Genomic DNA, 11,854 nt, shown 5'->3' on the forward strand with positions numbered 1-11,854 from the left:
GAAATGTCATCGGCTTTTTTCTGGGTCCGATCTTTTTGCACCTTGCCCTTCCCCGTGCCAGCAAATCTTGCCATCATTATTGTTAACAATTCTCATAAGCACTTTGTTTATCATTAGGAGCAATGGCATGTCTGTCCCGGTACCACCCCGTCTCTTTCGTCCTTCACTCAATCTGCTGTCCGTAGCGATCTGCATGGCTGGCTCCCTGTCGGCAATCGCTGACGAAGCGAGCACGACGCCCGCGCAGACGCCACCGGAGACCCTGGAACTGGGCGCGACGCAAATCAGCAACACCCAGCTTGGCAGCACCACCGAAGGCAGTTCGTCCTACACCACGGGCATCATGTCCACCGCGACCAAGCTGCCGATGACCATGCGCGAAACACCCCAGGCGGTCACCGTGATGACACGCCAGCGCATGGACGACCAGGCCATGACCAGCATCAACGACGTGGTCAAGTACACCCCCGGCCTGTTCCTCAGCCAGTCCAGCGGCCCCGGCCGGCAGACCTACTCCTCGCGCGGTTTCGATATCGACAACCTGATGTACGACGGCATCCCCAGCACCTACCAGGGCTGGACCGTCGGCGCCCAGCCGAACCTGGCGATGTTCGACCGGGTCGAGCTCGTCCGCGGCGCTACTGGGCTGGTGACCGGCGCGGGCAACCCGTCGGCGGCGATCAACCTGGTACGCAAGCGCCCGCTGGCCGAGCAGAAGGTCACCCTGACCGGTGCGGCCGGCAGTTGGGACGACTACCGCGGCGAAGTGGATGCCTCCAGCCCGCTGAATGCCAGCGGCACCCTGCGTGGCCGGGTGGTGACGTCCTGGCAGGATGCCAACAGCTTCGTCGATCGCGCCGAAGAGACCCATGGCCTGTTCTATGCCATCACCGAAGCCGACCTGAGCGACGACACCACGCTGTCCCTGGGCTTCTCCCACCAGAAGGACCGGACCAATTACTTCTGGGGCTCGTCGATGGTCGGCCTCGACGGCCATCACCTCGACCTGCCGCGCTCGTACAACCTGGGCACCGATTGGGAAGACAAGGACCAGGACATCAACACCCTGTTCGCCGAAATCCGCCAGCGACTGGCCTACGACTGGAAGCTGCAGGTCAATGCCTCCTATACCCAGCAGGACGCGCTGTTCTCGGGCTCCTATCAGTCGCGCTGGGCCCCGACAAGAGCCTGGCGCGCACCGTTTACCAGTCCGCTCACGACGAAGACCAGGCCGGTGTCGATGCGTTCGCCAGCGGCCCGTTCCAGGCCTTTGGCCGCAGCCATGAACTGGTGGTCGGCGCCAGCAAGCGCATCTACGACATGACCACCCGCAACTACAGCCCCTACGACACCAACTGGCCGCTGAACGCTGGCAAGCCGGACTTCGTGCACAGCGGCAACAGCCGCAAGGTGACCAATCAGGAAGGCGTTTACCTGACCACCCGCCTGAGCCTGGCCGACCCGCTCAAGCTGATCCTCGGCAGCCGGCTGGACTGGTACGACTACGACGACAAGCAGAACTCGGCGGCCGATTACAAAGTCACCCGCAACGTCACGCGCTACGCCGGGCTGATCTACGAGCTGGACGACCATCATTCGGTCTATGTCAGCTACAGCGATATTTTCAATCCGCAAGCCTACAAGGACGCATCCGGCAGCCCGATCAGGCCGGTGGAAGGCAAGAACTACGAGGTCGGGGTCAAGGGCGAGTACTTCGACGGGGCGCTGAACGCCAGCGTGGCGCTGTTCCGCGTCGACCAGGAAAACCGTGGCGTTTCGCTCACTGACGTCTCCGGCTGCGTGGACCCGACCAACTGCTACGCGGCTTCCGGCCAGGTGCGCAGCCAGGGCATCGACATGGAACTGCAAGGAGCGCTGACCCGCAACTGGCAGATCGGCGCCGGCTACACCTACGCCCGCACCCACTACCTCAAGGATGACGCCAAGCCGCAGAACGAGAACCAGCGCTTCAGCACCGATACACCCGAGCATCTGTTCAAGGTGTCCACGGTGTACCGCTTCGAAGGTCCGCTGGAAAAGTTGCGGGTGGGCGGCAACGTCTACTGGCAGAGCCGGATGTACAACGATATCGCCACCGCCAACGGCGCGTACCGGCTCGAACAGGGCGCCTATGCGGTCACCGACCTGATGGCGGGCTATCAACTGACCCGCAACCTCGACCTGCAGCTCAACGCCAACAATATTTTCGACCGCAAGTACTACTCGGCCATCTCCACCTCGGTGGACTATGGTGGGGATGTCTACGGCAAGCCACGAAACATGATGGTGACGGCGAAATACAGCTTCTGATCGCCACGCCCGCGCAGGGATGCGCACCCCTTCCCTCTCCCCTCTTCACTCCCGTCCCTTGGCACGGCTTCCCCCCTGCGGCTATCTTAGTGCCGTGACGCAACATGGCCCGTTACACCGACAACAAGATACGGAGCCGTTCATGACCCGGCATAGCGCGCAGCCCCATCCCAGTGAACTCGCGGCCTTCGTCAGCGAGCATTTTCCTGGTCGAGCGATTCGTCCGGACGGAGTGATCGCCCAGTCCTGGTATCGCAGCGTGGTCCAGCACAGGCTTGACCCAGGCACGGCCACGCGCCTGGATATCCTCAGCGCTGCGGATATCCGCCGCCACCAGCAGCAACACCAGGAGTACCTCGCCATCGCCGGCCAGGGCGTCAGCGGCCTGGCCCGGCGCGTGGTCCCGGCGGGCTTTGCGGTGCTGCTCAGCGATGAGCAGGGCATCACCCTCGACGCCCGCCTGCCCCGCGAACACACGCCGTATGTACGCTCCGGACTGGTGGTCGGGGCGCGCTGGGACGAGTCCATCGCCGGTACCAACGGCATCGGTACCACCCTGGCCGCCGCAGAGCCGCTGATCATTCACCGCCAGGAGCATTTCCTCGACGCCAATGCCGCGCTCAGTTGCTCGGTGGCACCGATCTTCGATGCCCAGGGTCTGCTTCGTGGCTGCCTGAATGCCACCTGCCTGAACAGCGACGGGCCCAAGGAAAGCCAGTACCTGACCCTGCAACTGGTGATCCTGTACGCCCGCCTGATCGAGAACGCGCATTTCCGCCAGAGCTACAGGGACCGGCTCACCCTTTCCCTGAAGCCTATCGACGAAATCACCGACCTGGCCAACGAACAATTGCTGGCTCTGGACGACGAGGGTCGGGTCATCGGTGCCAACCACGCAGCCTTTGTCGCCCACGACAGTAATGCCGGCGGCCGCTTGATCGGCAGCCGGATCGACCGCTTGCTGCCCATGTCTGTCGATGACCTCCTGCGCCAGACCCACGGCGGCGCCCGCGGCCTGCGCTTGCGCGCCCGGCATGACGACACGCTGCTCGACCTGAGCCTGCGTATTCCCTCGGCCAGGCACGGCCTGGCGCAGGCACCGGCACCGACTCGCGCCCGGCCACCCCGCCACCCCGACCTGGAACGCCTGGCAGGTGCCGACCCGACGCTGCAACACAGCGTGCAGCGCCTGCGCAAGGTCCTCGACAAGGACATCGCCATCCTGATAACCGGTGAAACCGGTACCGGCAAGGAAGCCTTCGCCCGCGCCATCCACCAGGCCAGTGCGCGCCGGGGCGGGCCTTTCGTCGCGCTCAATTGCGCGGCGATTCCGGAAAGCCTGATCGAAAGCGAGCTGTTCGGCTACCGCGGCGGCAGTTTCACCGGGGCCGAGAAGAAAGGCATGAAGGGCAAGCTGGAACTGGCCAACGGCGGCACCTTGTTCCTCGATGAGATCGGCGATATGCCTGCGCATCTGCAAACGCGCCTGCTGCGGGTGCTGGCCGAACGCGAGATCTCGCCTATCGGTGCTGCGGCACCGGTGGCGCTGGATATCCAGGTGATCTGCGCAACCCACCAGGACCTGCAGGCCATGCTGCGCGACAAGGGCTTTCGCGAAGACCTGTTCTATCGCCTCAACGGCATGCACCTGCGCCTGCCCCCCTTGCGCGAACGCAGTGATCGCGGACACCTGCTGGATGCACAGCTCGCAGCCCAGGGCATGCGAATCACCGCCCAGGCGCGCCAGTGCCTGCTCGACGCGCCATGGCCCGGGAATATCCGCCAGTTGCTCAATGCCCTGCGCTATGCGGTGGCCCTGGCGGAGAACGGCTGTATCGACCTGGATTGCCTGCCGGAGGACCTCCTGCAAGGCAGCCCTGCGCCTTCAGGCAGGGGCTCGCAAAGCGAGGACCTGCTGGCGGTCCTGCGGCGGCATCGCTGGAACATCAGCGCAGCGGCGAGCGAACTGGGTGTAGCGCGCTCGACCCTGTATCGGCAGATGAAAAAGCAGGGGCTGGTGCAGCCCAATGACCGGTTTTGAGCCTGAAACTGCAGTAGTGAATCCACCACTGCAATCGCTGGCAAGCCAGCTCCCACAGGTTTGTGGGAGCTGGCTTGCCAGCGATGAGGCCATCAGCAACAACCAGGCTGTCAGCCCTGGATATAGACCACATGACTATGGGTGTACTCGTACAACCCATGCTTGCCATCCGCCCCGCCGATCCCCGATTTGCGCGTGCCGGCATGGAAGCCTTGCATGGCTTCGAAGTTCTCGCGGTTGATGTAGGTCTCGCCGAAATCCAGCGAGCGGGTCGCCTGCAAGGTCGCACTCAGGCTGCGGGTGTAGATCGATGAGGTCAAACCGTATTCGCTGTCGTTGGACAGTGCGATGGCTTCGTCCAGGTCATCGACCACCTGGATCGGCAGGACCGGGCCGAAGATTTCCTTGCGCATGATCTCCATGTCCGCCGAGCATCCCGCCAGCACCGTCGGCTGGTAGTGGAAGCCCTGGCCGAGATCGGCCTGCGCGCCGCCGGTAATCACCTGGGCCCCCTGCCCGCTGGCGGTACGCACCATCTGCGCCACCTTGTCCAGCGCGGCGCGGTTGATCAGCGGGCCCATGTCCAGGCCGTTCTCGGCCAGCGGATCACCGTACCGGGTAGCGGCCATGGACGCTGCGATGCGCTCGATGAAGGTATCGGCCACCTTGCGCTCGACATAGACCCGCTCGGCGCAGTTGCAGACTTGCCCGGTATTGATCACCCGTGAGGCGGTGATGGCCTTGACCGCCAGGTCCAGGTCCGCGTCGGCCAGAACGATCGCAGGCGCCTTGCCGCCCAGCTCCAGGTTGAGCTTGGTGATGTTCGGCGCCGCCGCGGCCATGATCCGGGAACCGGTGCCGACGCTGCCGGTAAAGCTGATGAGGTCGATGCCGGGGTGGCTGCTCAGCGCGTTGCCCACCGTCGCCCCGGTACCACAGACCACGTTGAAGACACCGGCAGGCAGATCGGTCTCGGCCACCAGGCGGGCGAATTCGAAACAGTTGATCGGGGTTTCCTCGCTCGGCTTGATCACGATGGTATTGCCGGTCAACAAAGCCGGCGCCATCTTGCGCGCGATCAGGAAGAACGGGAAGTTCCACGGCAGGATCCCGGCCACCACGCCCAGGGGCTTGCGCAGCAGCAGGATGCTCTCACCAGGGCGGTCGCTGCTCAGCACTTCGCCCTCCAGGCGCCGCGCCCACTCGGCCATGTAGTCGAGGTAATCAGCGGTGAAGTTCACCTCGACCCGAGCCAGCTCCAGCACCTTGCCCTGCTCGGCGGTGATGATCCGCGCCAGGCGCTCGCTGTGCTGCCGCACCTTGCCGGCGATGGCCCGCAGGTAGCCGGCACGTTCGATTGCCGGTCGCAACGCCCAGGCCTTCTGCGCCTGGCGCGCGGCGGCGATGGCCTGCTCGACCTGTGCGCTGCTGCCCTGGGGCACCCGGCCGAGCAACTGGCCGTTGGCCGGGTTGTACACCTCGATCAGTTCGTCGCTGGGGACGAAGGCGTTGCCGATGTAGTTCTGATAAGTGGCGTCACTCATGTGTCTTCTCCATGTCGGTCCGTGGCTTAGTGCTTGGTGCTGAACTGCTTCCAGGCTTCGCCTTCGTTCTGCAGGTCGTGGGAACGCTTGATCAGGTATTGGTGGATCTGCTCGACCTGTTCAGGCGTGAAGGCATCGGCGAAGGACGGCATGCCGTCGGGTACGCGGCCTCCGTAGAGAATGCCGAGGAACATCTGGTGCTTTTCCGCAGTGAGCTTGCGCAGGTCCGGCAGCACGCCGCCGCTGACCGCGTGGATGCCGTGGCACTGCGAGCAGTAGCCGTCGTAGAGTTTCGCGCCGGCCTCGATGGCCGCCGTATCGGTGCCCAGGGGTGGAGGTTTGGGCGTGTCCGGGCGAGGTGCAGGTTCCTGCAGTTTGGCGGTGCCGCCGATCTTGTAGGTCAGCACCTGGGAGAACGGCTGCACACCCGCGCGCAGCGACAACGCCCCGGCAAAGGTGGAGAACGCCCCGCCCCAGCCGGCCATGAAGGTCACGTACTGTTCACCGTCGATGCTGTAGGTGATGGGCGCCGCCATTACCCCGCTGGCTGCCGGTTGCTCCCAGAGTTTCTTGCCGCTGTCGGCGGCGTAGGCGATGACACGACCATCGGCGCTGCCTTCGAAGACCAGGTTGCCGGCGGTGCTCAGGGTGCCACCGTTGAAGATGGTCACATAGGGCACTTCCCAGGCGGGCTGCTGCTTGACCGGGTCCCAGGCGATCAATTTGCCGGACCAGCCCTTGGCCATCTCCAGCAGGCCATCGACGTTTTCCGGCATCATCCCGGTGCGCAGGCCCAGCTGGTACATGCTCTTGAACGGGTTGCGCTTCGGCGCCTCGGGAATGTGTTCGTAGTAGGCCGACATGATGTGGGCCGGGATGTACACCAGCCCGGTGTTCGGGTTGTAGGACATCGGCTGCCAGTCATGGGCGCCCCAGAAGGCCGGGGTCACCAGCTTGCGCTTGCCGTCCTTCCAGTACGCGGCGTTCTCGTCATCGACGATGGGCCGGCCGGTCTTCATGTCCATGCCCTTGGTCCAGCTCTGCGGCACGATGCCCTTGGCCGAAAGCAGCTCGCCGGTGGCACGGTCGATCACATAGAAAAAGCCGTTCTTCGGGGCCTGCATCAGCACCTTGCGCTGCCTGCCGTCGATCGGCAGTTCGGCGAGGATCATGTGCTGGGTCGCGGTGTAGTCCCAGGCATCGCCCGGCGTGGTCTGGTAGTGCCAGACGTATTCGCCGGTGTCGGCGTTGACCGCGACGATCGACGACAGGAACAGGTTGTCGCCCTTGGCCTGGCTGCGCCATTTCGGGTCCCATAGCGAGCCGTTGCCGACGCCGATATACAGCAGGTTCAACTCCGGGTCGAAGGCGAACGAGTCCCAGGCCGTGCCGCCACCACCCTGCTCGACGAAGGCATCGCCATGCCAGGTCTTGGCGGCAATCTCCATGCCCTTGCCTTCCGGGGGCAACTTCGGATCCCCCGGCACGGTATAGAAACGCCAGGCCTGCTTGCCGGTTTCGGCATCATAGGCAGTGACGTAGCCACGCACGCCGAACTCGGCGCCGCCGTTGCCGATCACCACCTTGCCGTTGACCACCCGAGGCGCGCCGGTGATGGTGTAGCTGCGCTTGTGGTCCGCGCGGGTATCGACCGACCAGGCAAGCTGGCCGGTGCGGGCGTCGATGGCTTCCAGGCGGCCATCGAGCACGCCCACGTACACCTTGCCCTTCCACACCGCCACGCCGCGGTTGACCGCGTCGCAGCAGGCTTCACCGGCGCGGTTGCGATCGGATTTAGGATCGTATTTCCAGATCAGCTTGCCGTTGCGGGCATCCAGTGCGTAGACCACGGAAAACGGCCCGGTGGTGTACATCACGCCATCGACCACGATCGGCGTGGCCTCCACGCCCCGGTCCAGATCGAGCTTGTAACTCCAGGCCAGGCCGAGCTGGCCGACGTTGCGGTCGGTGATCTGCTTGAGCGGGCTGTAGCGCTGTTCGTCGTAGGTACGACCGGTACTCATCCAGTTGCCAGGTTCCTGGTCGGCGGCGATGAGGCGTTTGCTGTCGACATTGGCCGGCATCTCGGCGGCCAGGGCAGGCGCCGCAGCCAGGCTCAGCAGCAGCGCGGCGGCCAGGGACTTCAAGGGAATGCCGGTGACGATGGAACGGGCGCCGGGAGGCGAGGCATGGCCAATCTGTGTCATGGGAGTTGTCCTGTTCTTATTAGTGGCGCTTGCTGCGCACCTCTAACGGAGCAACGGCCATGCCAGCACGCCCTGACAGCGTGCAAGCGCCGTATCCCGCGGGCTTGCCGGAACCGGAGCAACCAGCCAGGTGCAGCGCGGGCGCTACAGGTGTTGCACCTGGCGCTACAGCCCGCGCTACACCTGCCGGGCGAAAACCTTGTTTCACCCGATTTCGTAAGCAATCATGAGCGCATCAACTTGCCGGCGTGCCTGAATATGGAAGAAGCGATCAAGAAGCTGCGTGCATTTCGCGATGCCCGTGACTGGAAGAAATTCCACAACCCCAAGGACCTGGCGCTCGCCTTGAGCATCGAAGCCAGCGAACTGGCGGAAGTGTTCCTGTGGAAGTCGGCCGAGGAAGCCGACATCGCCAGGGTCAGGGAAGAACTGGCCGATGTGCTTGCCTATGCCCTGCTGCTGGCTGATCACTACGAGCTCGACGCGCAGCAGATCATCCTCGACAAGATCGAACTCAACGAGCGCAAGTATCCGGTGGACAAGGCCAGGGGATCTGCCAGGAAATACACGGAGCTGTAATGAACAAAGCCCTGGACGGCAAACCGCTGGTCGAAGTGAACCGCTACGCCTTCTCGCGCCGGACGCTGGAACAACAGCTTCGTGAGCACTTCCACGCAGCGGATTCGTGGCCGCTGGTCTATATCCTCAGCGACGAAGCCAGAAAGCAAGCCTACATTGGCGAGACCGCCGATGCCCTCAAGCGGATGAACACCCACCTGGCCAATGGCGACAAGAGCCTGCTGCGCTCGGTGCATCTGATCAGCAGCGACAGGTTCAACAAGTCGGCGACCCTCGATATCGAATCCTCGCTGATCAAGTACATTGCCGCCGATGGCAGGTTCTCCCTGCTCAACAGCAACCTGGGGCTGGTCGATCACAACTATTACCAGCGCTCCGGACTCTATGCCGCGATCTTCAAGGAGACCTGGAACAAACTGCGCAGTGAAGGCCTGGTGCAGCATTCCCTGGAGTCGATCGACAACTCGGACCTGTTCAAGTACTCGCCTTACAAGTCGCTGTCCTCCGAGCAGCGCCAGGGACTGCTCGGCATCCTGCATGCGCTGCTCGACGAGCAAAGCAAAACCCTGTTGGTGCAAGGTGGCGCGGGCACGGGCAAATCGGTGTTGGCGATCTACCTGTTCAAACTGCTGCACTCGGATATCGATGAAACCAGTTTCCACGAGTTCGATAGTGAACAAGCCGAACTGCGCAACCTGTTGCAGGGCATCAAGCAACGCTACGGCACGCCGAAAATGGCGCTTGTGGTGCCCATGGCGTCGTTTCGCTCAACCTTGAAAAAAGCCTTCAGGCATATTGCCGGGTTGTCCCCGGACATGGTCATCGGTCCTGCCGACCTGACCAAGCGAGACTACGACATCGTCCTGGTGGATGAAGCCCATCGCTTGCGCAAGCGCAGCAACCTGGGGCCCTACTTTAAAGGGTTCGACACTGCCTCCCGGGCACTGGGCTTCGACCCCTTCGGTTGCAGTGAAGTGGACTGGGTCTGCCGCCAGGCGGGAAAGGCGATCTTCTTCTACGACAACAGCCAGTCGATCAAGCCCTCTGATGCCAATGCCGAGGACTTTGCCAGGCTCAAGGCACTGGGCACGACGCAAGTGCAGACGCTGTACTCGCAGTTCCGGGTGCGTGCCGGCAATTCCTATGTGACCTTCCTCGATGAGCTGCTCAACGTCCGCCGAAACGGCCAGCCAAGGTTCACCCCGAAAAACTATGAACTGGCACTGTTCGATTCGCTCGGCGACATGATGCAGGTGGTGCAGGAAAGAAATCGCCAGTTCGGCCTGTCGCGCATGATCGCCGGCTACGCCTGGCCCTGGATCTCGCGGAAGAACAAGGACGCGTTCGATATCGAGATCGACGGTGTGCAATTGCGCTGGAACAGCACCAGCCAGGACTGGATCAATACGCCGGGTTCCGAGGCCGAAGTCGGCTGTATCCACACCACCCAGGGCTATGACCTGAACTTCGCCGCCGTCATCCTTGGCCACGAGATCGGCTACGACAAGGTCCGCGGCGAGATCACCATCGACCCGGCCCGCTATTTCGACCGCAACGGCAAGAGCGGGATCAGGCAGCCGGGCGAACTGAAGCAGTACATTCTCAATATCTACAAGACCATGATGCTCCGCGGTATCCGCGGGACATTCATCTACGCCTGCAACAAGGACCTGCGCGACTACCTGGCACAGCACCTGCCCTTGCACTCGCCGGCAGAGCCCGTGCGCGAACCGGTGAAACCGGCCCCGTACGTGAACGCGGTGCCACTGTACGACCTGCGCGCGGCGGCAGGCGGGTTCAGCGAGGCACAGCAGGCCGAACGGCAAAGCTGGATAGTCGTCGGCGACGACCTCCCGCTGGACCGCGGCTACTTCGCCTGCGAGGTGCTGGGCGAATCGATGAACACCATCATTCCCGATGGCTCGACCTGCCTGTTCCGCGCCGAGCGCGGCGGCAGCCGCAATGGCCGGATCGTCCTGGTGGAATTGTGGGATGAAGGCGCGAGCGCCCAGTACACGGTCAAGGAATATCGCAGTGTCAAGGTCGAGGACGAGAATGGCTGGCACCACGAAAAAATCCTGCTGCTGCCACGCTCCTCCGACCCGGGGTTCGAACCGCTGGAATTGCGCGACGACCTGCTGTCGCGGTATCGGGTGGTGGGAGAATTCGTACGGGTTATCCGCCAGAACCTGGCCTCCTGACTGGAACTCCTGAACCGTGGAACTCAGACAACTGCGCTACTTCGTGAAAATCATCGAACAGGGCAGCCTCGGTCGCGCCGCGCTGGAGCTGGATGTCGGCGTATCGGCCCTGAGCCAGCAGATCGCCAAGCTGGAAAGCGAGCTGTGTACCCGGCTACTCAACCGCACCACCACCGGCGTCACCCCGACCACCGCCGGCATGGCGTTCCTGCATCATGCCCAGCTCAGCCTGCGCCAGGCCGACAATGCCATTCTTGCCGCCCACCGCGGACGCATGAGCGGTTATGTCACCGTGGGCCTGCCGCCGACCACCGCGACCGTGCTCGCCCTTCCCCTCATCGACGCGATGCGCGAGCGCTACCCGGATATCCAGTTGCACCTGGTGGAAATGCTCTCCGGCCACCTGGCCGCCCAACTCAATGCCCGCCAGCTCGACCTGGCCATCCTGTTCCAGCTCGAGGGCGGCAAACGCTGGAGCGTGACGCCGCTGCTCGATGAACGGCTGTTCGTCATCAGCGCCCCCCAGGTGCCTCACGCTCCGCATTCCGGCAGCGTGCAACTGGCCGATCTGGGCCAGTTGCCACTGATCATGCCCAGCGTCCAGCACGGGCTTCGCAGCACCTTGATGACGGCGTTCGAACGCTCGGGCCTGGTGCCCAATATCATCATGGAGGTCGATGGCCTGGCCGTGCTGATGAACGCCGTGCGCGCCGGCCACGCCGCTACCATCCAGCCCGGTGCAGCCGCGGCGCTCAAGGGCGAGAACGGGCTTGAAGTGACGCAGATCAGCGACGCCCATGTCGGCCGGCGCAACCTGCTGGCCACCCTGGCGGATGACGAGCTGTCGCCAGCGGCCCTGGCAGCGCGGCGCGTGGTGCTGGACGTGGCGCGGCGGCTGGTCGCCGAGCAGCAGTGGCCCGGGGCGACCTGGATTGCCGACAGCAGTTGCTGAGTCACCAGCCCAGGCCGGCA

General features: G+C 63.7%; 6 protein-coding genes and 1 pseudogene. 5 read left to right on the forward strand and 2 right to left on the reverse strand.

Annotated features, from left to right (window positions below; translation table 11 throughout):
- Positions 1 to 127 precede the first annotated feature (127 nt).
- Both CSV86_RS14045 and CSV86_RS14050 read left to right on the forward strand, forming a co-directional pair.
- Positions 128 to 2,310: pseudogene (locus CSV86_RS14045) on the forward strand (TonB-dependent siderophore receptor).
- Positions 2,311 to 2,452: 142 nt separating this feature from the next.
- Positions 2,453 to 4,351: a sigma-54-dependent Fis family transcriptional regulator gene (locus CSV86_RS14050; RefSeq protein WP_009394077.1), complete on the forward strand. Its 1,899-nt coding sequence runs from the start codon at positions 2,453 to 2,455 to the stop codon at positions 4,349 to 4,351.
- A gap of 110 nt (positions 4,352 to 4,461) precedes the next feature.
- On the opposite strand, the gene aldA is transcribed toward CSV86_RS14050, so the two are convergent.
- Positions 4,462 to 5,895, reverse strand: coding sequence for an aldehyde dehydrogenase (gene aldA / locus CSV86_RS14055; RefSeq protein ID WP_009394075.1), 1,434 nt, complete (start codon positions 5,893 to 5,895; stop codon positions 4,462 to 4,464).
- A 26-nt stretch (positions 5,896 to 5,921) separates the two neighbouring features.
- Complete coding sequence (locus CSV86_RS14060; protein WP_009394073.1) at positions 5,922 to 8,102, reverse strand: PQQ-dependent dehydrogenase, methanol/ethanol family; 2,181 nt, start codon at positions 8,100 to 8,102, stop codon at positions 5,922 to 5,924.
- A 258-nt stretch (positions 8,103 to 8,360) separates the two neighbouring features.
- Between CSV86_RS14060 and CSV86_RS14065 the strand changes: the two genes are divergently transcribed.
- The 3 genes from CSV86_RS14065 to CSV86_RS14075 are packed head-to-tail and all read left to right on the forward strand — an operon-like array spanning position 8,361 to position 11,834.
- Positions 8,361 to 8,681, forward strand: coding sequence for a nucleotide pyrophosphohydrolase (locus CSV86_RS14065; RefSeq protein WP_037058315.1), 321 nt, complete (start codon positions 8,361 to 8,363; stop codon positions 8,679 to 8,681).
- A complete protein-coding gene (locus CSV86_RS14070; RefSeq protein WP_009394069.1) occupies positions 8,681 to 10,882 on the forward strand; it encodes a DNA/RNA helicase domain-containing protein in 2,202 nt (733 codons plus the stop codon). Before CSV86_RS14065 ends, CSV86_RS14070 begins: the two co-directional genes overlap by 1 nt.
- Before the next feature lie 16 nt (positions 10,883 to 10,898).
- The gene (locus tag CSV86_RS14075) at positions 10,899 to 11,834 is read left to right on the forward strand and encodes a LysR substrate-binding domain-containing protein (RefSeq protein WP_009394067.1); all 936 of its coding nucleotides are present in this window, start codon (positions 10,899 to 10,901) and stop codon (positions 11,832 to 11,834) included.
- Positions 11,835 to 11,854: the final 20 nt, after the last annotated feature.

Source organism: Pseudomonas bharatica CSV86, assembly GCF_000319305.2.
Lineage (GTDB): Bacteria > Pseudomonadota > Gammaproteobacteria > Pseudomonadales > Pseudomonadaceae > Aquipseudomonas > Aquipseudomonas bharatica.